Genomic DNA, 19,842 nt, shown 5'->3' on the forward strand with positions numbered 1-19,842 from the left:
TATGGAGGATTTATGACAATTGACTAATCCGATTATTGCCTTTCGAAATGTCTCAAAAGTGTTTGAAGACAGTGGCACACAAGTTTTAAAAGACATCAACTTTGAACTAGAAGAAGGTAAGTTCTATACCCTTCTTGGGGCTTCTGGTTCTGGTAAATCAACGATTTTGAACATCATTGCAGGTCTATTAGATGCGACCAGTGGTGACGTCCTTTTGGATGGAAAACGTATCAATGATATTCCTATCAATAAAAGGGATGTCCACACCGTTTTCCAATCTTATGCCCTCTTTCCACATATGAATGTCTTTGACAATGTGGCTTTTGCCCTTAAATTGAAAAAGGTGCCTAAAAAGGAAATTGAAGAGCGTGTAGAAGAAGCCTTAAAGATGGTTCAACTAAATGGTTATCAAAAGCGCTCGATTCAAAAATTATCAGGTGGTCAACGTCAACGTGTGGCTATTGCTCGTGCGATTATTAACCAACCCCGTGTAGTCCTTTTGGATGAACCTTTGTCAGCACTGGATTTGAAACTACGTACTGAAATGCAATACGAGTTGCGCGAATTGCAACAACGTTTAGGGATTACTTTTGTCTTTGTCACTCACGACCAGGAAGAGGCCTTGGCCATGTCGGACTGGATTTTTGTTATGAATGATGGTGAAATTGTTCAATCAGGAACTCCGGTTGATATCTATGACGAACCGATCAATCACTTCGTTGCAACCTTTATTGGAGAATCTAACATCCTACCAGGCGTTATGATTGAGGACTATTTGGTTGAGTTCAATGGGAAACGTTTTGAATCTGTTGATGGAGGAATGCGTCCTAATGAACCTGTCGAAGTGGTGATTCGTCCTGAAGATTTACAGATTACACTTCCTGAGGAAGGCAAATTGCAAGTTCGCGTGGAAACTCAGCTCTTCCGTGGGGTACACTATGAAATCATTGCCTATGACAATCTTGGTAATGAATGGATGATTCATTCAACCCGTAAGGCGATTGAGGGTGAGATTATCGGTCTTGATTTTACGCCTGAGGATATTCATATCATGCGTCTTAATGAGACAGAAGAAGAATTCGATGCTCGTATTGAAGAATATGTGGAAGTGGAAGAGCATGAAGATGGCTTGATTAATGCCATTGAGGAGGAGCGCTATGAAGAAAACAGCTAGCCTCTTCTCGGTTCCTTACCTCCTTTGGCTCCTACTCTTCGTGGTTGCTCCAGTGCTCATGCTACTCTATCAGTCTTTCTTTGATATCAGTGGCAACTTTACTTTGGACAATTATGGTACCTTCTTTTCCAGTTGGACTTACTTAAGGATGAGCTTTAACTCGGTTCTTTATGCAGCCATCATTACTCTGGTAACCCTTCTCATTTCTTATCCGACGGCATATCTTTTAACCAGACTAAAACATAAGCAACTTTGGTTGATGTTGGTCATTTTGCCAACCTGGGTCAACCTCCTTCTGAAAGCCTATGCCTTTATGGGGATTTTTGGGCAACAAGGTGGTATCAATGCCTTTCTCGGCTTCTTTGGGATTGCACCCATGCAAATTCTCTTTACGGATTTCTCCTTCATTTTCGTGGCTAGCTACATTGAAATCCCCTTTATGATTCTACCGATTTTCAATGCACTGGATGATTTGGATGAAAATATTGTGAATGCGAGTAAAGATTTGGGAGCAAATGATTGGCAGACCTTTACCAAGGTTATTTTTCCTTTATCGCTCAATGGGGTACGCTCTGGTGTCCAGTCTGTCTTTATTCCTAGTCTCAGCCTCTTTATGCTGACACGCTTGATTGGTGGGAACCGAGTGATTACCCTAGGGACAGCTATTGAACAGCACTTCCTCACGACACAAAACTGGGGAATGGGTGCAACCATTGGTGTTGTTCTTATTGCTGCCATGATTGCGACCATGTGGTTAACAAAGGAGAGACGTCAATGAAAAAATTTGCAAATCTCTATTTAGCTCTTGTCTTTGTTATCCTTTATTTGCCAATCTTCTATTTAATCGCCTATTCTTTCAATAGTGGTGGCGATATGAATAGCTTCACTGGCTTTACTCTGGATAACTACCAGAGCATGTTTTCAGATAGCCGACTTATGTTAATTCTGGCTCAAACCTTCTTTTTAGCTTTCCTTAGTGCTCTTCTGGCGACGATTATTGGTACCTTTGGGTCTATCTTTATCTATGAGAGCAAACAGAAGCAACAGACTGGGATTTTATCCCTAAATAACGTACTCATGGTTGCACCGGACGTCATGATTGGTGCGAGTTTCTTGATTCTTTTCACCTTGATTGGTTTCCAACTCGGTTTTGTATCGGTTTTGTTGAGTCACATTGCCTTCTCAATCCCAATTGTGGTTCTCATGGTTTTACCACGTCTCAAGGAAATGAATCGAGACATGGTGAATGCAGCTTATGACCTGGGTGCGACCCAATGGCAGATGTTACGTGAGGTTATGTTGCCATACTTGACACCTGGTATTATCGCTGGTTATTTCATGGCCTTTACCTATTCTTTGGATGACTTCGCAGTAACCTTCTTTGTTACGGGGAATGGTTTTTCAACACTTGCTGTGGAAATATACTCACGTGCCCGTAAAGGGATTTCCTTGGAAATCAATGCCCTATCAACGGTTGTCTTCTTGTTCTCTATTCTTCTAGTCATTGGATATTATATGATTACCAAGGAGAGAAAGGAGGAGCACGATGCGTAAACTCTATCAATTTCTGGCAGGGATTTTAGCAATTATTTTCTGCCTTTGGGGAATTTCTGCCTACATGCAAAGTCGTACAGGAAATGTGTCGGACAAGCTTGTTATTTATAACTGGGGTGATTATATTGATCCTGATCTTTTGACCAAGTTCACTAAAGAAACAGGAATCAAGGTCCAGTATGAAACTTTTGATTCCAACGAAGCTATGTATACTAAGATTAAGCAAGGTGGTACGACATACGACATTGCTGTGCCGTCAGACTATACCATTGATAAAATGGTCAAGGAAGACCTTTTGGTGAAGTTGGATAAATCTAAAATCCATGGCTTTGATCAGATTGGCTCAAGTTTTAAGGGGCTTAGTTTCGATCCTAATAATGACTATTCTATCCCTTATTTTTGGGGGACAGTCGGAATCGTCTATAATACGAAATTGGTGAAAAAAGCACCTCAGCACTGGAACGATCTTTGGTCACCCGAATACAGAAACCAGATTATGCTGGTTGATGGCGCGCGAGAAGTCCTTGGTTTCTCACTTAATAGCCTGGGATATAGCTTGAATACGAAGAATATGACTGAATTACGTTTGGCTGAAACTAAACTTAATAGTCTGACACCAAATATCAAAGCTATTGTTGGTGATGAGATGAAGGGCTACATGGTTCAAGGTGATGCGGCTATTGGAGTAACCTTCTCAGGGGAAGCCAGTGAGATGCTTGATAAAAATGAGGACCTACGTTACGTTGTCCCATCAGAAGGCTCAAATCTTTGGTTTGACAATCTAGTGATTCCTAAAACTGTGAAGCATGAGAAGGAAGCCTATGCCTTTATTAACTTCATGCTTAAACCGGAAAATGCAGCGCAAAATGCTGAATATATCGGTTATGCGACACCTAATGAGGCAGCCAAAGCCTTACTTCCAAAGAGTATTACGGATGATAAGGCCTTTTACCCATCAGAATCAACCATTAAAAACCTTGAAGTCTATAATAACCTAGGTCAAAAATGGCTTGGAATTTATAACGATATTTACCTTCAAGTTAAGATGTATCGTAAATAAAAAGTTACCTTTTGACCTTTAGCTTCTAAAATCGGTCAAAAAAATACGAGAGGCTGAAACGCTAGTGTTTCAGCCTCTTTTCTGATTGTCCAAGTGCTTGAAAAAGATATACTATTTTTCTTGAAAAATTGTATTACTGTGCTATAATAAAACAAAGAAATTTTTAATGTTTATTTTGGAGGACTTAACATGCAAGCAGCATTTCTCTTTTTACTGATTTCATTCTTGATTATCTTGGGAATTCTCATCAGTATGCTTTATGTCGTACGTCAACAGTCAGTAGCTATCGTTGAACGTTTTGGACGCTATCAAAAAATCGCAACGAGTGGTATCCATATGCGTTTGCCATTTGGTATCGATAAAATTGCAGCTCGTATTCAACTACGTTTGCTTCAAAGTGAGATTGTGGTCGAAACCAAGACCAAGGACAATGTCTTTGTTATGATGAATGTGGCTACTCAGTATCGTGTAAATGAGCAAAATGTTACAGATGCTTACTATAAACTCATGCGTCCAGAGGCTCAAATTAAATCATACATTGAGGACGCCCTTCGTTCATCAGTTCCTAAATTGACGCTTGATGAGCTTTTTGAGAAAAAGGATGAGATTGCCCTTGAGGTTCAACACCAAGTAGCAGAAGAAATGACAACTTATGGTTATATCATTGTTAAGACCTTGATTACCAAAGTTGAACCAGATGCTGAAGTTAAGCAGTCTATGAACGAAATCAATGCTGCCCAACGTAAGCGTGTAGCAGCCCAAGAATTGGCAGAAGCTGATAAGATCAAGATTGTCACAGCAGCCGAAGCCGAAGCTGAAAAAGATCGTCTTCATGGTGTTGGTATTGCCCAACAACGTAAGGCTATTGTTGATGGATTGGCTGAATCTATTGCAGAACTAAAAGAGGCTAATGTGGGGATGTCTGAAGAGCAGATTATGTCTATTCTCTTGACTAACCAATATTTGGATACCCTTAATACTTTTGCGGCGAAAGGAAATCAAACCTTATTCTTGCCAAATAATCCAAACGGTGTGGATGATATTCGTACCCAAATTTTGTCAGCCTTGAAAGCAGATAATAAAAATTAAGCACAAAAAAAGCCAGATCTATACGATCTGACTTTTTTGATTTATTTTTCTAGGAATTGAGCCAAACGAATAACTTCAATCTTATAGCCATCTGGATCAGTGATAAAGTAATACATTTTTGGTTTACCAGGAAGACCTGAGAGGTCTGTAACAGTGTATCCAGCCTCTTTGTGAGCTTGGTGTGTAGCTTCTAAATCATCGACACCAACAGCGATATGACCGTATCCATCTCCTAAATCATAGGCTTCGTGGTCATAATTGTAGGTTAATTCCAACTCGTAATCAGGATCATCTTCGAGTTGCAAGTAGACAAGGGTGAACTTATATTCTGGAAAATCATTTCGACGAGCTTCTTTGAAACCAAGAGCTTCTTTATAAAATTTAAGTGAGGCTTCTAGGTCCTTGACACGGACACAAGTGTGTAGAAATTTAGTCATGTGAGATACTCCTTTTATCTAATTCTGTAAGTTTATGATAGCATTTTGAAACCGTTTTTTCTACTATTAGCTATTTTATGCTATAATGACGAAAAACAATCTGTGGAGGATGATTATGACGATTTTAGCGATTGATTTTGGAGGAACACAGGTGAAGTCCGCACTTGTTTCGGAGGAGTTTGCCATTGAAAAAAGTCTGCCGACGCAGTCATCTCCACAAACCTTTGACCAAGCTATTGATGTTATTGATTATATAGTCACTTCAGTTGAAGCCAAGCTATCAGGTGTTGCTATTAGTGTTCCTGGGACGGTTGATACTGAGGAGGGTGTCATTTATCATGGTGGCTTATTGAGATTTTTCCATGGTTTTCGTATTAAAGAGGTCCTTGAAGCCAAGTACCATTTGCCTGTAATGGCTCTTAATGATGGTAAAGCGGCAGCCTTGGCAGAGCTAGCCACAGGTCATTTGCAAGGAGTGACCAATGGTGCAGCCCTTGTTTTGGGTTCAGGTCTTGGTGGTGGACTTATAATTAATGGTAAACTTTTTCAAGGAAGTCATTTTCAAGCGGGCGAGTTGACCTTTATTTTACCAGTTCAAATGGAAAAAGTTGAGCCTTCATTGATGCGAGGCATGACTCTGTCAGCTGTAGGTTTAATTACCAAAATTAATGAAGTGTTAGGTAACTCTGACTTAAAGAATGGTTTAGCCGCATTTGAGGCAATTAATGTAGGAGATAAAATGGTCTATCCACTTTTTGAAAGCTATTGCCGTAACTTAGCCATTACCATTTTGAATCTTCAAACCATTTTTGATATGGAAACCTTTGTTATTGGAGGTGGTATTTCAGCCCAGCCTATTCTTATCGAGGAGGTCAACCGCCAGTTTGATAAGGTTCACCATGAGATTGACTTTATTGGTAAAATTATTAAACGTCCGAAGATTGTGGCCTGTCATCATCATAATGGAGCTAATCTGATTGGAGCAGCTTATTTTCTTAAGCAGAAATAAACGGATACTAAAATCAAATGCTGATAAAAATATACATAAAATACCTAACTTTTTAAAGATGAACGGTTAATTCCGTTCGTTTTTTACTGTTAGGACTTTACAATATTCAGAAAATTCGCTATAATGGGACCATTAAAATTTTGGAGGTGTCTTTATGACAATTTATAATTTCTCAGCAGGACCTGCTACATTACCAAAACCAGTGCTTGAAAAAGCGCAGGCTGAATTGCTTAACTATCAAGATTCCGGTATGTCCGTGCTAGAAATGTCCCACCGTTCTCCAGAATTTGACAAGATCGTTAAAGATGCGGAAGCGACACTTCGTGAGCTCATGGCCATTCCTGATAACTATAAGGTTATTTTCTTGCAAGGTGGTGCTTCAACACAATTTACAATGGTCCCACTTAACCTCGCTCAAGGTAAGAAAGCTTACTACCTTGTAGGTGGTTCATGGGGTAAAAAAGCTTATACAGAAGCTGTTAAACTTTCAAAAACCATTCCTTTCGAACCAATTCTTTTGGCCTCTTCAGAAGAAACTGTTTACGATCACATCCCAAGTTTTGACCCAGCAACAATTGATCCAGAAGCTGCCTATGTTCACTTGACAACGAATAATACCATTGAGGGTACAGCTATCTACGATTTGCCTGATACTAACGGTGTGCCAATTGTAGCTGATATGTCTTCAAATATTTTGGCTGCTCGCTACAATGTTGAGGACTTTGCCCTTATCTACGCTGGAGCTCAAAAAAATATTGGACCAGCTGGTGTAACAGTAGTTATCGTTCGTGAGGACTTCCTAAATGACCAGCCACAATTGTCTGCCATGTTGGATTACCGTATTCAAGCTGAGGCAGGATCACTTTACAATACACCACCATGTTTCAACATCTATATTTCAAAACTCGTCTTTGACTGGGTTAAAAATGAAATTGGTGGCGTAGACAAGATGGCTGAAATTCAACGCGAAAAATCAGGTCTTCTCTACGATTACATTGAGTCATCTGATTTCTACACAAACCCTGTCAAAGATGCCAAGGATCGATCTGTCTGCAACATTCCATTCGTCACACCAAGTAAAGAGTCGGATGCTAAGTTTGTAGCAGAAGCAGATGCTCTTGGTTTCAAGAATATCAAAGGACACCGTTCAGTAGGTGGTATGCGTGCTAGTGTTTATAATGCTTTCCCACGTCAAGGTGTGCTTGATTTGATTGACTTCATGAAGAAATTTGAAGCCGAAAATAAATAATTAGGTAAAGAGATGGAAATTAGACAAGCCTTTCCAAATGAAATTGGGGCTATTATGACTGTCATTGAGAGTGCTAGAACTGCTTTAGTAGAAGCTGGTAGCACCCAATGGCAAGGAGCTGATGGTTACCCTACTGAAGAAACAATCTTCGACGATGTCCTTAAGGGACAGGCCTATGTAGGACTCATTGATGGTCAAATTGTTTCTTATGCTGCGGTGGTTACTGATGGAGACCCTGCTTACGACAAAATCTATGATGGAGACTGGAAACATCACAATAAGCGCTACATTACTTTCCATAGGGTTGCTGTTTTGACTGAGGTTACGGGTCAAAGAGTCGCTCAAACCTTTATTCAAGGTCTTATTGAGGGAACTGATGCTCATGATTTTCGTTGCGACACGCATGAAAATAATCTTATCATGCAGCATATTTTGGAGAAACTTGGCTATGTCTATTGTGGCAAGGTCCCTATTGATGGTGAACGTCTTGCTTATCAGAAAATCAAAACCAAGCGTGAGAAAGCCTTTTATCAAGAAGTTGATGAAGCAGCTCACCACGGGATACATTGATTTAAGAGGAATAAAATTATGGTATTTAGTGTAAAAACATATAACAATATTAACCAGATTGGTTTGAAGGAACTTGGAAATCATTTCCAAATTGATGGTGATTTAGCGGAAAATCCAGATGCCTACATCATTCGTAGTCAAAATCTCCATAATACCGTCTTCCCTGACAACTTGAAAGCTATTGCGCGTGCTGGTGCAGGAACTAACAATATTCCAGTTGACGAAGCAACTGAAAAAGGAATTGTTGTCTTCAATACTCCAGGTGCCAATGCTAACGCTGTTAAAGAAGCTGTTCTGGCCTCTATCTTACTCTCAGCACGTGACTATATTGCGGCCAATGCTTGGGTTAACACACTTAGTGGTGACGATGTTCCTAAACAAATTGAAGCAGGGAAGAAACAGTTTGCTGGTAGCGAGATTGCTGGTAAGACCCTTGGTGTTATCGGGCTTGGTGCTATTGGTGCACGTATTGCCAATGATGCTTACCGTTTGGGTATGAAGGTCTATGGTTACGATCCATACGTTTCTATTGAAGCAGCTTGGAATATTTCTCACCATGTAAGACGTGTTTCTGATCTCAAAGAGATTTTTGAAAACTGTGATTATATCACTGTTCACGTTCCATTGACACCTGACACAAAAGGAACTTTCAATGCGGATGCCTTTAACCTTATGCAAAAAGGGACAACTATCATTAACTTTGCCCGTGCAGAGTTGGTAGATAACGATGCCCTCTTTGATGCTTTGGAAACAGGTGTGGTTAAACGTTATATCACCGACTTTGGTACAGAAGAGCTACTTAATAAACCTCATGTGACTGTCTTCCCACACGTTGGAGGATCAACAGGTGAAGCAGAACTTAACTGTGCGATTATGGCCGGTCAAACCATTCGTCGTTTCATGGAAACAGGTGAGATTGTTAACTCTGTTAACTTCCCACGTGTGCAACAGGCCTTGAGTGCCCCATACCGTATCACCTTGATTAATAAAAACGTGCCTAATATTGTGGCTCGTATCTCTACAGCGGTTTCTGATTTTAATATCAATATTGATAATATCATCAACCGTTCTAAGGGAGACTATGCCTATACACTTCTTGACCTTGATGAAACAGACAAGTCTAAGATTGATGAATTGGTTGCTAAGTTTGAGGCTAGCGACAATATCGTTCGTGTGCGTTTGATTAAAGGTAAATAATAAGAGTTAATTGACAGGAACAAGGAATTCCTGTCTTTTTGTTATAATAAATATATGTTTTATCGTCAGTATTATTTATCTCCTATTGGACGCTTGTGTTTGGTGGCAAGTGATCAAGCGCTTTATGGCATTTGGTTGGAGGGACAAAAGCATTTTCAGGCAGGTATTAAGGAAGAGGAATTAGTAGACACCTCAAATCCTATCTTGAAAATGACGAGGGCTTGGTTAGAGGCTTATTTTAAAGGTAATAATCCAAGTCCAGATACCCTCCCTCTAGCAGATAGAGGGACCTCCTTCCAGTTAAAGGTTTGGTCAGCTTTACAGGACATTCCTGCGGGGCAGAGTAGAACCTATAGTCAGATTGGGAAAGTGATTTCATGTCAATCGGCACAGGCCGTAGGAACTGCTGTTGGTAAGAATCCATGGTTGGTTCTCGTCCCTTGTCATCGGGTTCTTCCTAGTAGTGGTCATATAGGAAAATATGCAGCAGGAGAAGAGGCTAAGCGTTTTTTACTTCATTTAGAAGGCATTAGGTTTGACAAGTCTTAGACAGATATTTTATGCTAGAAAAAAGGAGAAAAACATGTACACTTTTTATGAATATCCCAAATGTAGCACTTGTCGTAAGGCAAAGGCGGAACTCAATCAATTAGGTTTAGATGTTAAATCTATTAATATTAAGGAAAACCCACCTTCGGCTCAGTTTTTAAAAGAGCTTCTGGCAGGGTCAGATTTAGAACTTAAGAAATTCTTTAATACGAGTGGACAATCCTACCGATCTCTAGGATTAAAGGATAAGCTACCAACGCTATCTCTTGATGAAGCTGTTGAACTCTTAGCTTCAGATGGTATGTTGATTAAACGTCCTATCTTGATTAAAGATGGTAAGGTTTTACAGGTTGGTTACCGTACGCCTTATCAAGACTTAAATTTATAAAAAATAAGCAAAAAATCTTGCCACAGTAAATAGAAATATGGTAAGATTAAAACAGTTGCCGCTATAGTTAAATGGTATAATAGAGCAATGGTAATGCTCCGTTCCGAGTTCAATTCTCGGTGGTGGCATCTGTGATAGAGTCCAGCCTTTAGGTTGGATTTTTTTATATTCAAAGGGGCTGATTTATGGCTCTCAAATTTTCAAAAGAATTTACTGAAAACTCTTGATATTCAAAAAAAAAGGAGTAGACTAATAGGTGATTAAACCTAGGAGGCAAGTTGTGAAATACTACGTTCAATTCATGTTGATTTGTTTGTTTGCCGTTATTGGTGAAGCTCTGTCAACATTCTTCAAATTACCTATTCCTGGAAGCATTATTGGCTTATTCTTGCTTCTGATTGCTCTTCAGCTTAAGTGGATTCGTCTACGTCATATACATGCTGTGGCAGAATTTTTAATTGCCAATATGACTATTCTATTTTTGCCAGCAGGTGTCGGTATTATGGAACGTTGGAATGCTATTTCAGCGAATATTGTCCCTATTATTTTGATTATTATGGGAGCTTTGGTTCTTAATATTGTAGTGATTGCAGTAGTCGTCGGTTTCATCAAAAAACATTTTGAAGGTGATTACGAGGAGGTTAAACGTGGCTAATTTTTTTAACACACCCTTGTTTGGGCTAACACTTTCTGTACTAGCTTACACATTAGGGCTATTGATTTATCGCCGTTTCCCTAATCCTTTGACGACACCTCTTCTTGTATCGACTGCCCTGATTATCGTCATTTTGCACTATACAGGAATTTCCTACAAGGATTACTATGTCGGTGGCTCTTATCTTAACAGTTTGATTATTCCTTCAACAGTCGCGCTAGCAGTTCCTTTTTATAAAAATCTACACCTCATGCGCCATCACTATAAGAGTATTCTAATTGGATCAACGGTTGCTTGTGTTCTAAATACGACATACACGGCCTTGATTGCTAAGCTTTTTGGAATGGATTATTTTTTGGCTATTTCGCTCTTTCCTAAGTCTGTTACGACTGCCATGGCTGTGGGAATTTCGGAAAAAATGCAGGGGATTACGACGGTAACCTTGGTTGTAGTTGTTATTACGGGTATCTTAACCTCTGTCTTAGGTCCTGTCTTTCTAAAAATGATTGGGATTAAAGACCCGGTCGCTATCGGACTTTCACTAGGAGGAACCGGACACGCTGTAGGTACAGGAACTGCCTTCAGATATGGTCAGGTTGCAGGTGCCATGGGTGGTCTCTCAATCGCTGTAACAGGGATTCTATATGTCTTTATTAGTCCTATTGTGGCGAGTTTGATTCTGAAATAAAAAATTAAGGTTTGGATAGGTTTTCCAAGCCTTTTTAGCTGTGAAAAGCAAGCAAAATCTGACCTTTTATGTTATAATTAAGGTTATGAATTATGGAGATTATATCTGGGATTTGGGTGGTACCTTATTGGATAATTACCAGGTATCAACCCAAGCCTTTCTAGCAACTTTAGAACAGTTTGAGCGTACAGCAGAACCTCAAGCAGTCTATGATGCCCTTAAGGTATCAACGAGCACTGCCATTGCTATGTTTGCGCCTGATATAGCTGATTTTCGAACCCTATATAAGCAGGAGGAAGCCAAGCATTTACAGGAACCTGTTCTTTTTGAAGGTGCTAGGGCTGTCCTAGCTAAGATTGTGACCGAGGGTGGGCGTAATTTTTTGGTTAGCCACCGTAATCACTTGGTGCTAGACATCCTTGATAAAGCAGAAATTGCCTCTTATTTTACAGAGGTTGTAACTTCTGAAAATGGTTTTGCTAGAAAGCCGAGTCCAGATAGTTTCCTTTATTTAATTAAAAAATACGATATTAAACACGGCTTGGTCATTGGTGACCGCCAGATAGATATAGAGGCAGGAAAAGCAGCGGGTCTGGATACCTTGCTTGTTGATGGCCATAAATCATTATTGGAGATTGTGACATAGATGACTGATGAATTAAAAAATCTTGAAGAAAAAGCGCAAGAATATGATGCCAGCCAGATTCAAGTCTTAGAGGGACTTGAAGCGGTACGTATGCGCCCAGGTATGTATATTGGCTCAACCTCAAAAGAGGGGTTGCATCATTTGGTATGGGAGATTGTCGATAACTCAATCGATGAGGCCTTGGCTGGTTTCGCCACTCATATTCAAGTCTTTATTGAGCCGGACAATTCTATTACGGTTGTCGATGATGGTCGTGGTATTCCAGTTGATATCCAAGAAAAAACTGGCCGTCCTGCGGTAGAAACTGTCTTTACAGTACTTCACGCTGGTGGTAAATTCGGCGGAGGCGGTTATAAGGTCTCTGGTGGTTTGCATGGGGTTGGTTCTTCGGTCGTTAATGCCCTCTCAACACAACTTGATGTTAAGGTTTATAAAAATGGCCATATCCACTTCCAAGAGTATAAACGTGGGGTAGTGGTAGCAGATTTGGCAGTAATTGGTGAAACAGAGAAACATGGTACGACTGTTCACTTTACGCCAGACCCAGAAATTTTCCAAGAGACAACCGAGTTTGATTTTGGAAAATTGGCTAAACGCATCCAAGAATTAGCCTTTTTGAACAAGGGGCTCCGTATCTCTATCACAGATAAGCGTGAAGGTCTCAAACAAGAGAAACATTATCACTACGAAGGTGGTATCACATCCTATGTGAAATACATCAATGAAAACAAGGATGTTATCTTTGATGAACCTATCTACACTGATGGTGAGATGGATGGTATTTCGGTTGAAGTTGCTATGCAATACACGACTGGCTATCATGAAACGGTAATGAGTTTTGCTAACAACATTCACACCCATGAGGGTGGTACTCACGAACAAGGTTTCCGAACAGCCTTAACGCGTGTCATTAATGACTATGCACGTCAGAATAAGATTCTCAAAGAAAAAGATGATAATTTGACAGGGGATGATGTTCGTGAAGGTTTGACTGCTATCATCTCTGTTAAACATCCAAACCCACAGTTTGAAGGTCAAACCAAAACCAAGCTTGGAAACTCTGAAGTGGTTAAGATTACCAATCGTCTCTTCAGTGAAGCTTTGAGTCGCTTCCTCTTGGAAAATCCTGCTATCGCTAAGAAGATTGTTGAAAAAGGGATTTTGGCTTCTAAGGCCCGTATCGCCGCTAAGCGTGCCCGTGAAGTGACACGTAAGAAGTCAGGTCTTGAAATTTCTAACCTTCCAGGGAAGTTGGCAGACTGTTCATCGAATAATGCTGAAATGAATGAACTTTTCATTGTCGAAGGGGACTCAGCCGGTGGATCTGCTAAATCAGGTCGTAACCGTGAATTCCAAGCTATTCTTCCAATTCGAGGTAAGATTTTGAACGTTGAAAAGGCTAGCATGGATAAGATTCTAGCCAATGAAGAAATTCGTTCTCTCTTCACAGCTATGGGAACAGGTTTTGGAGCTGAATTTGATGTCAGCAAGGCTCGTTACCACAAGTTGGTAATCATGACCGATGCCGATGTCGATGGGGCCCACATCCGTACTTTGCTTCTGACTTTGATTTACCGCTTTATGCGTCCAGTCTTGGAAGCAGGCTATGTCTACATTGCTCAACCACCAATTTATGGGGTTAAGGTTGGTTCTGAGATTAAAGAATACATCCAACCTGGTGTCGATCAAGAAGACAAATTGCGTGCTGCTCTTGAAAACTACAGTGTGGGACGTTCAAAACCTACAGTACAACGTTATAAAGGTTTGGGTGAAATGGATGACCACCAACTTTGGGAAACTACCATGGACCCTGAAAATCGTTTGATGGCACGTGTTTCTGTGGATGATGCTGCAGAGGCCGATAAGATTTTCGATATGCTGATGGGAGACAAGGTTGAACCTCGTCGCGAATTTATCGAAGAAAATGCCGTTTACAGTACTCTAGATATCTAATATTCTTTTAGAAAAGGGTGCAATGCTAGAATAACTATGATATAATCGTAATGTTATTCTACATTTATGAACATAATAGACGATTAAGGAGAAACTATGTCTAGCGGAATTGTTTTACTGATTGTAGTGGTAGTTATGCTCGTAATTATCGCTTACTTAGTCGGTATTCTTATTAGAAAACGAAATGATTCGCGGATTGCACAGCTTGAAGAACGCAAGCAAAAATTGTTTGACTTGCCAATTAACGAAGAAATTGAAGAAGTTAAAAAGCTTCACTTGATTGGACAAAGTCAAACAACATTCCGTGAATGGCATCAGAAATGGATTGATATCTCGACAAATTCATTCGCAGATATTGAAAATCATATTTTCGAAGCTGAAAATATGAATGATACCTTCCATTTCTTCAAGGCTAGTGGTGAAATCAATAACATTGAGAGTCAGTTAGATCTTGTGGAAGAAGACATCAAGTCTATCCGTGAGGCGCTCTCAACCTTGAAAGAACAAGAAGAAAAGAACAGTGCTCGCGTTAAGCATGCATTAGACTTGTATGAAGAGTTGCAAAACTCAATCGAGGAAAACTCTGATAATTTCGGTTCTACCATGACCGAAATCAATAAGCAGCTTAAAAACATTGAAGCTGAGTTTGCAGAATTCGTGACTCTTAACTCATCAGGTGACCCTGTTGAAGCATCTACTATCTTGGATCGTGCAGAAGAGCACACTATTGCATTGGGTCAAATTTCAGAGAAGATTCCTGCTATTGTAGCTAAGTTGGAAGATGATTTCCCAGATCAGTTGGATGATTTGGAATCTGGCTATCGCAAGTTGATTGAGCAAAATTATCACTTCCCTGAAAAAAATATCGAACGTCGCTTCCAAGAAATTCGTGAAGCTATCCGTTCAAACTCAAGTGAGTTGGTTTCTCTTGATTTAGACCGTGCGGAAGAAGAAAACGCTGAGATTCAAGAAAAAATTGACAACTTGTATAGCATTTTTGAACGTGAAATTGCCTCATACAAGGTTGTTATGCGTCAAAAGAAAATTTTGCCAGATTATCTCAAGCATGCTAAAGAAAACAACAAGAAACTTCAAGAAGAGCTTGAGCGTCTCATGTTGACTTACATCTTCGATGAAACATATGCGGCAGATGTTCGTAGCTTTGCATCTGATATTTCAGGTGTGGAGACAGCTGTTCTTCCAACCCTTGAAAACTTTGAAACTCAGGTGAAACCATTCTCAGAACTTGAGAAAATCTTTGAAAAGAGTCTTAATACCTTGTCAGCTGTTGAAAATGGTCAGGTTGAGGTCTTTGAAAATCTTCAGGCTATTGAGATAAACGAAGCTAAAGCACGTGAAGAGCTTGATGTTTATGTTAATAAATTGCATGTTATCAAGCGTTACATGGAAAAACGTAACCTGCCAGGTATTCCTCAATCCTTCTTGAGTGTATTCTTCTCAACTAGTGCTCAAATTGAGGCCCTTATGGACGAACTCAGCCGTGGCCGTATTAATATTGATGCGGTAATGCGTTTGACAGAAACATCTAAAAACGCCATTGATCATTTGGAAGAGACTGCTTACTTGGTTGTTCAAAATGCAACCTTGACTGAGCAACTCTTGCAATACTCAAACCGCTACCGTTCGTTCGAACCTGCTGTTCAAAGTAGCTTTGAGCATGCACTTAAATTGTTTGAGGTTGATCATGATTATGATGCATCTTTGGAAGAAATCTCTTATGCCTTGGAAACAGTTGAACCAGGTGTGACAGATCGTTTTGTATCATCTTACGAGAAGACACGCGAACAAATTCGTATGTAAGAGAAAGATTCTGGACTACGGTCCAGAATTTTTTGTAAGGTTCGTTTTTCATTTCATATTTGAATTAAATCTAGTGAAGGCTTATATAGACATCGAAGAATCGAGGTAATTATGTCAGAAGTTAAAGGTTTATTAGTTATGGACGTAGATTCTACGCTAGTCCAAGAAGAAGTTATTGATTTATTGGGAGAAGAAGCAGGCGTTGGTCAAAAGGTTGCTGAAATCACAGAGCGTGCCATGCGTGGAGAATTGGATTTTAGACAGGCCTTGAATGAGCGTGTGGCGACCCTCAAGGGATTGCCAGAGAGTATATTTGACAAGGTCTACGCCCGTATTCATTTCAACAAGGGGGCCAAGGAACTTATAGATGAACTCCACGCCCGTGGCTTTAAGGTAGGCTTGGTTTCTGGAGGTTTCCATGAGACTGTGGATAGACTAGCAGTTGAAGCAGGAATCGATTATGTTAAGGCTAATCACCTAGAGGTGGTTGACGGTGTCTTAACTGGTAAGGTCTATGGTGACATTGTCACCAAAGATGTCAAGGTAGCCAAACTCAAAGATTGGGCAGCAGAAAATGATCTCGAACTCTCGCAAACCATTGCTATGGGTGACGGTGCTAATGATTTGCCTATGATTAAGGCAGCTGGCATCGGCATCGCCTTTTGTGCTAAACCAATTGTCCGTGAACAAGCGCCTTACCAAATCACAGAACCAGATTTGTATAAGGTGATTGAGATTTTGGATGGGGTTAAGAAATAGTAGCTATAAAAAGAGTCCGTTGGATTATTCCAATGGGCTTTTTGGGCATCAAAAAAGCACCGAATCGGTGCCACTTTCTCAAGTTGAATACGGACTAAGCCTTATTTTAACTTTGCTGTATTGTTTCGAATGGTTTCAAAACTACCGCTGAAATGCATACTTGATTATCTTTGTTTTAGAGCTGTATTGTTTCGAATGGTTTCAATACCTTTATTATAACGATTTTTGGTTGACTTCTCTTCAAACGCATCTTATCATAGAGGAGTATAGTATTGAAATGGGGGAAGAGACATGTTATACGAATATCCAGCGATTTTTCACACGATTGAGGAAGGTTATCAAATTAGTTTTCCTGATTTTGGTCGTAGCATTAGGGTAGATTCTTTACCTCTTGCCATGACAAAAGCGTCTGTGTTCTTATCACATATTATTAAGGGGTATGGAGGTAAGGCTTTACCTGAGCCGACTGCGGTAAGCAGCATTCCTAATGAGGAAGAACTCGTCGTGTTAATCCAAACAGAGCTTGATTAAGACTAAAAACTCTCGGAAGATTAATTCCCGAGAGTTTTAGGTTTTATTGGCCACATAGACGCCCAAGACGACTAAAATTCCTGCAAAAATTTGTAAATACGAGAAGGGTTCTCCTAAGACGACGACAGCCGCTAGAATTGAGATAATTGTCGAAATCCCAATAAAGGATGCTGTTCGGTTAACCCCGATATTTGCGATGGCAAAATTTGATAGAAGATAGCCCAGAACACTGCATCCCAAGCCTTGATAAAGGATGGTGATAGTGAATTTTGGATTGATCACAGGGAGTAGCAAGAGCTCTTTCAAATCGCCTGCTAGAAAGCCTTGGCTGAGTGCAAAGAGTCCAAATGTCAGGCAACCACTGGCAAGCATAAAATAAGTAATCTCAAGACTACTGAATTGACTAGCCCTTTCAACATCAACGCAATACAGGGCGTAGGAGACAACTGCTAGACCTAGAATCAAGTAGCCCACCAGGGAGAAGTCGGTAGAACCGCCAGCAGCAAAGACAGCCATGATGATACCGACGAGGGTGGTGATGACACCGACCACCTGCCAACGGCTGGGCCATTCTTTTAAAATAAGGCTAGACATGATAAGGGCAACGACTGGGATGCAGGCGAGAAAGGCTCCACTTTCAGAAGCCGTCGTCATACGAATGCCAATCGTTTCACAGATAAAATAGATAATCGGATTGAGGATGGCAATACGTGTCAGAGGTTTAAGAATTCTACCGTTAATTGTTATCCGACGTCGACTGATGAGAAAATAGAGGTTAATAAAAAGGAAGGCTGTGACAAAACGCCAAGAGATTAAAGCCAGGTCACTGACCTGTGCTGTAATAGATTTGGTAAAGATAAAACTGAGCCCAAAGAGAATCTCACAAGTCGCTGCAGCCAAACATCCCAAGACGATTTTATTTTTCATTGTCTCACCTCCTGAATTTGGATTTCCACGCCTATTATAACACTTTCAGGAAGCGTTTACATCAATCTAAATCTAAAAAAATAGACTAGCAGAATAGCTAGCCTTTTTTATCTTATTTAGTTACCAATTGAGACAGTTCCGTCTGATCCGACTTTGACGTTTGTACCGTCTTGGCTATTAACATCGACTGAACCATCTTGACCAACTGTTGCGCTGTTACCTTCGCTATCGTTAGCTTCTACAGTGTTATTGCCGTTTGTTTTTGCTGAGTTAGCGTTTCCGTCGCTGACTTCAGTTGATCCATCTTTGTTGACTTTTACTGAAGCACTTGAATCAGTTGAAGAAGATTCTTTGGTCACCTTGCTTGATGATGGTGCTGAAGATGATGAGTCAGTTTTGTCTTTAGAGTTGCCACATGCTGCTAAGGTCAACAAGGCAAGAACTGAGACAGAGGCTAAAGTTAATTTAGAAAATGTTTTCATAATAGTCTCCCTTTTTTCTTAGTAAATTCATTTTAAATGAAAAAATAAAATTTTAAAAGCGCTTCCAGTCGTTTTTACTCAACTGTAACTCCTTGGTAATCTCAGTGTTGTACAAGACTAATCTATTGGAAAATAAGAGTTAAAAACCCTTACGCTTTCTGTTTTTTTTGATAGATATTTCAAATCGTTCAGCTCGGTCCTTAGCCCTCTCTTTGTTATAATAATAAAAAATAGATTGAGGTGATATGATGTATCAAACAACAATTAAAGGTGACAAACGATTCCATTCACTTTCAGAGGGGTATGGAGCACCTGTGGAACTTTTTGGCTATACGGAAGATGGGGAAACACCTATGAGCCTGGTGAATATTGCTTTGGCTTCTTGTGTGACCATGTGTCTACAGAGTTATTTTGCCAAGTATCAGGGAATTGAGGAGCTTGCTATTCAGGTTGATTCCAACTATGAAGAAGGGCATTTCACACTTGCCATTCATTTACCTGAGGATCTGATTTTGGAAAATGAACAAGAACTCTTGGCTTTTGTGGATAATTATTGTCGAGTGAAGAAGCTTTTTCGTGAAGATATTAAGGTTGATATTAGCTTAGCCAAATAAGCTTATTATCCTTTATGAACTTCGTGTTATACTAGTAGATAAAGACGTGTCATTTCACTAGGTGTGGAATGAGCAACGATAGGAGGGCTTGCTATGGAAGACAAACTACATGAGATCCGTGTATTTGAGAATTTTCAAGAAGAACTATTTGAAACGGGACATGTTATCGTGACAACTAAGGTAGTCGAGAAGTCCCTGAATTATTTTGGTAATGCTCATGGGGGATATCTGTTTACGCTTTGTGACCAGGTCGCAGGGCTCGTGGCCATTTCAACAGGTGACTATGCGGTGACACTTCAGTCTAATATCAATTATCTCAAGGCAGGGCATTTGTCTGACCAACTCAAGATTGAGGGATTGTGTGTTCATAATGGTAAGACGACTAAGGTGGTGGAAGTTGTCATTACTAATCAGGAAGAGAAAATTCTTACAAGGGCTACATTTACTATGTATGTGACAGGCTCGGTCGAGGAATAGAAAAGGAGCGTTT

At 40.1% G+C, this 19,842-nt stretch carries 23 protein-coding genes and 1 tRNA gene; 21 read left to right on the top strand and 3 right to left on the bottom strand.

Annotation, left to right across the window (positions count from 1 at the left end; all coding sequences use genetic code 11):
• The first annotated feature begins 19 nt into the window (after positions 1-19).
• From AX663_RS02770 to AX663_RS02790, 5 genes are all read left to right on the top strand, one after another.
• Complete coding sequence (locus tag AX663_RS02770) at positions 20-1,174, top strand: ABC transporter ATP-binding protein (RefSeq protein ID WP_002884517.1); 1,155 nt, start codon at positions 20-22, stop codon at positions 1,172-1,174.
• Positions 1,158-1,952 (top strand): ABC transporter permease, encoded by a 795-nt coding sequence (locus AX663_RS02775; RefSeq protein WP_048673786.1) that lies wholly within the window; start codon positions 1,158-1,160, stop codon positions 1,950-1,952. Before AX663_RS02770 ends, AX663_RS02775 begins: the two co-directional genes overlap by 17 nt.
• Positions 1,949-2,728, top strand: coding sequence for an ABC transporter permease (locus tag AX663_RS02780; RefSeq protein WP_037598343.1), 780 nt, complete (start codon positions 1,949-1,951; stop codon positions 2,726-2,728). The genes AX663_RS02775 and AX663_RS02780 overlap by 4 nt, the downstream gene beginning before the upstream one ends.
• Positions 2,721-3,788 carry an ABC transporter substrate-binding protein gene (locus AX663_RS02785; protein WP_060972619.1) on the top strand — a complete coding sequence of 356 codons (1,068 nt, stop codon included), beginning with the start codon at positions 2,721-2,723 and terminating at the stop codon, positions 3,786-3,788. Before AX663_RS02780 ends, AX663_RS02785 begins: the two co-directional genes overlap by 8 nt.
• Positions 3,789-3,977: 189 nt before the next feature.
• Positions 3,978-4,877, top strand: coding sequence for an SPFH domain-containing protein (locus AX663_RS02790; protein ID WP_002891518.1), 900 nt, complete (start codon positions 3,978-3,980; stop codon positions 4,875-4,877).
• A 41-nt stretch (positions 4,878-4,918) separates the two neighbouring features.
• Here the strand turns inward: AX663_RS02790 and gloA are convergent, their stop codons facing one another.
• The gene (gloA, locus tag AX663_RS02795; protein ID WP_002891517.1) at positions 4,919-5,314 is read right to left on the bottom strand and encodes a lactoylglutathione lyase; all 396 of its coding nucleotides are present in this window, start codon (positions 5,312-5,314) and stop codon (positions 4,919-4,921) included.
• 115 nt (positions 5,315-5,429) lie between these two features.
• Here gloA and AX663_RS02800 point away from each other — a divergent pair, with 115 nt between their 5' ends.
• The 14 genes from AX663_RS02800 to AX663_RS02865 all read left to right on the top strand — a co-directional run bounded on the left by AX663_RS02800 (position 5,430) and on the right by AX663_RS02865 (position 17,329).
• Positions 5,430-6,323: an ROK family protein gene (locus tag AX663_RS02800; protein WP_060972620.1), complete on the top strand. Its 894-nt coding sequence runs from the start codon at positions 5,430-5,432 to the stop codon at positions 6,321-6,323.
• A gap of 154 nt (positions 6,324-6,477) precedes the next feature.
• Positions 6,478-7,572 carry a 3-phosphoserine/phosphohydroxythreonine transaminase gene (serC, locus tag AX663_RS02805; RefSeq protein WP_060972621.1) on the top strand — a complete coding sequence of 365 codons (1,095 nt, stop codon included), beginning with the start codon at positions 6,478-6,480 and terminating at the stop codon, positions 7,570-7,572.
• Positions 7,573-7,584: 12 nt separating this feature from the next.
• The gene (locus tag AX663_RS02810) at positions 7,585-8,142 is read left to right on the top strand and encodes a GNAT family acetyltransferase (protein WP_060972622.1); all 558 of its coding nucleotides are present in this window, start codon (positions 7,585-7,587) and stop codon (positions 8,140-8,142) included.
• Between the two features lie 18 nt (positions 8,143-8,160).
• Positions 8,161-9,339, top strand: a complete 1,179-nt coding sequence (locus tag AX663_RS02815) for a 3-phosphoglycerate dehydrogenase family protein (RefSeq protein WP_060972623.1) — start codon at positions 8,161-8,163, stop codon at positions 9,337-9,339.
• Positions 9,340-9,393: 54 nt separating this feature from the next.
• On the top strand, positions 9,394-9,888 hold the full coding sequence (locus tag AX663_RS02820; protein ID WP_002891512.1) for a methylated-DNA--[protein]-cysteine S-methyltransferase: 495 nt from the start codon (positions 9,394-9,396) through the stop codon (positions 9,886-9,888).
• Between the two features lie 34 nt (positions 9,889-9,922).
• Positions 9,923-10,276 carry an arsenate reductase family protein gene (locus AX663_RS02825; RefSeq protein ID WP_037598335.1) on the top strand — a complete coding sequence of 118 codons (354 nt, stop codon included), beginning with the start codon at positions 9,923-9,925 and terminating at the stop codon, positions 10,274-10,276.
• A 57-nt stretch (positions 10,277-10,333) separates the two neighbouring features.
• Positions 10,334-10,404 (top strand) — tRNA-Thr (locus AX663_RS02830).
• 152 nt (positions 10,405-10,556) lie between these two features.
• Positions 10,557-10,931, top strand: a complete 375-nt coding sequence (locus AX663_RS02835) for a CidA/LrgA family protein (protein WP_037598332.1) — start codon at positions 10,557-10,559, stop codon at positions 10,929-10,931.
• Positions 10,924-11,619, top strand: coding sequence for an LrgB family protein (locus AX663_RS02840; protein ID WP_037598330.1), 696 nt, complete (start codon positions 10,924-10,926; stop codon positions 11,617-11,619). The genes AX663_RS02835 and AX663_RS02840 overlap by 8 nt, the downstream gene beginning before the upstream one ends.
• 85 nt (positions 11,620-11,704) lie before the next feature.
• Positions 11,705-12,265, top strand: a complete 561-nt coding sequence (locus AX663_RS02845) for an HAD-IA family hydrolase (protein WP_060972624.1) — start codon at positions 11,705-11,707, stop codon at positions 12,263-12,265.
• Positions 12,266-14,218 (top strand): DNA topoisomerase (ATP-hydrolyzing) subunit B, encoded by a 1,953-nt coding sequence (gene gyrB / locus AX663_RS02850; protein ID WP_060972625.1) that lies wholly within the window; start codon positions 12,266-12,268, stop codon positions 14,216-14,218. It begins immediately after the preceding gene.
• A 96-nt stretch (positions 14,219-14,314) separates the two neighbouring features.
• The gene (ezrA, locus tag AX663_RS02855; RefSeq protein WP_060972626.1) at positions 14,315-16,039 is read left to right on the top strand and encodes a septation ring formation regulator EzrA; all 1,725 of its coding nucleotides are present in this window, start codon (positions 14,315-14,317) and stop codon (positions 16,037-16,039) included.
• Between the two features lie 111 nt (positions 16,040-16,150).
• On the top strand, positions 16,151-16,798 hold the full coding sequence (gene serB / locus AX663_RS02860; RefSeq protein WP_060972627.1) for a phosphoserine phosphatase SerB: 648 nt from the start codon (positions 16,151-16,153) through the stop codon (positions 16,796-16,798).
• Between the two features lie 291 nt (positions 16,799-17,089).
• A complete protein-coding gene (locus AX663_RS02865) occupies positions 17,090-17,329 on the top strand; it encodes a hypothetical protein (protein WP_060972628.1) in 240 nt (79 codons plus the stop codon).
• 36 nt (positions 17,330-17,365) lie between these two features.
• Here AX663_RS02865 and AX663_RS02870 read toward each other — a convergent pair whose 3' ends face one another.
• Both AX663_RS02870 and AX663_RS02875 read right to left on the bottom strand, forming a co-directional pair.
• On the bottom strand, positions 17,366-18,256 hold the full coding sequence (locus tag AX663_RS02870) for a DMT family transporter (protein ID WP_060972629.1): 891 nt from the start codon (positions 18,254-18,256) through the stop codon (positions 17,366-17,368).
• 116 nt (positions 18,257-18,372) lie between these two features.
• Positions 18,373-18,738, bottom strand: coding sequence for a hypothetical protein (locus AX663_RS02875; RefSeq protein WP_060972630.1), 366 nt, complete (start codon positions 18,736-18,738; stop codon positions 18,373-18,375).
• Between the two features lie 248 nt (positions 18,739-18,986).
• On the opposite strand from AX663_RS02875, the gene AX663_RS02880 reads away from it, so the two are divergent.
• A complete protein-coding gene (locus AX663_RS02880; protein ID WP_060972631.1) occupies positions 18,987-19,352 on the top strand; it encodes an OsmC family protein in 366 nt (121 codons plus the stop codon).
• 93 nt (positions 19,353-19,445) lie between these two features.
• On the top strand, positions 19,446-19,829 hold the full coding sequence (locus AX663_RS02885; RefSeq protein ID WP_022496322.1) for a PaaI family thioesterase: 384 nt from the start codon (positions 19,446-19,448) through the stop codon (positions 19,827-19,829).
• The last annotated feature ends 13 nt before the right edge of the window (positions 19,830-19,842 follow it).

It is taken from the genome of Streptococcus sp. CCH8-H5, from assembly GCF_001556505.1.
In the GTDB taxonomy this organism is placed as follows: Bacteria; Bacillota; Bacilli; order Lactobacillales; family Streptococcaceae; genus Streptococcus.

Bases quoted from the DNA above. Each gene is read 5' to 3' on its own strand.
- AX663_RS02845 (WP_060972624.1), top strand. From the start codon at position 11,705: ATGAATTATGGAGATTATATCTGGGATTTGGGTGGTACCTTATTGGAT.
- AX663_RS02785 (WP_060972619.1), top strand. From the start codon at position 2,721: ATGCGTAAACTCTATCAATTTCTGGCAGGGATTTTAGCAATTATTTTC.
- AX663_RS02880 (WP_060972631.1), top strand. From the start codon at position 18,987: ATGTATCAAACAACAATTAAAGGTGACAAACGATTCCATTCACTTTCA.
- AX663_RS02820 (WP_002891512.1), top strand. From the start codon at position 9,394: ATGTTTTATCGTCAGTATTATTTATCTCCTATTGGACGCTTGTGTTTG.
- serB (WP_060972627.1), top strand. From the start codon at position 16,151: ATGTCAGAAGTTAAAGGTTTATTAGTTATGGACGTAGATTCTACGCTA.
- ezrA (WP_060972626.1), top strand. From the start codon at position 14,315: ATGTCTAGCGGAATTGTTTTACTGATTGTAGTGGTAGTTATGCTCGTA.
- AX663_RS02870 (WP_060972629.1), bottom strand. From the start codon at position 18,256: ATGAAAAATAAAATCGTCTTGGGATGTTTGGCTGCAGCGACTTGTGAG.
- AX663_RS02775 (WP_048673786.1), top strand. From the start codon at position 1,158: ATGAAGAAAACAGCTAGCCTCTTCTCGGTTCCTTACCTCCTTTGGCTC.
- AX663_RS02825 (WP_037598335.1), top strand. From the start codon at position 9,923: ATGTACACTTTTTATGAATATCCCAAATGTAGCACTTGTCGTAAGGCA.
- AX663_RS02875 (WP_060972630.1), bottom strand. From the start codon at position 18,738: ATGAAAACATTTTCTAAATTAACTTTAGCCTCTGTCTCAGTTCTTGCC.
- AX663_RS02790 (WP_002891518.1), top strand. From the start codon at position 3,978: ATGCAAGCAGCATTTCTCTTTTTACTGATTTCATTCTTGATTATCTTG.
- AX663_RS02780 (WP_037598343.1), top strand. From the start codon at position 1,949: ATGAAAAAATTTGCAAATCTCTATTTAGCTCTTGTCTTTGTTATCCTT.
- AX663_RS02885 (WP_022496322.1), top strand. From the start codon at position 19,446: ATGGAAGACAAACTACATGAGATCCGTGTATTTGAGAATTTTCAAGAA.
- gloA (WP_002891517.1), bottom strand. From the start codon at position 5,314: ATGACTAAATTTCTACACACTTGTGTCCGTGTCAAGGACCTAGAAGCC.
- AX663_RS02800 (WP_060972620.1), top strand. From the start codon at position 5,430: ATGACGATTTTAGCGATTGATTTTGGAGGAACACAGGTGAAGTCCGCA.
- AX663_RS02865 (WP_060972628.1), top strand. From the start codon at position 17,090: ATGTTATACGAATATCCAGCGATTTTTCACACGATTGAGGAAGGTTAT.
- serC (WP_060972621.1), top strand. From the start codon at position 6,478: ATGACAATTTATAATTTCTCAGCAGGACCTGCTACATTACCAAAACCA.
- gyrB (WP_060972625.1), top strand. From the start codon at position 12,266: ATGACTGATGAATTAAAAAATCTTGAAGAAAAAGCGCAAGAATATGAT.
- AX663_RS02810 (WP_060972622.1), top strand. From the start codon at position 7,585: ATGGAAATTAGACAAGCCTTTCCAAATGAAATTGGGGCTATTATGACT.
- AX663_RS02815 (WP_060972623.1), top strand. From the start codon at position 8,161: ATGGTATTTAGTGTAAAAACATATAACAATATTAACCAGATTGGTTTG.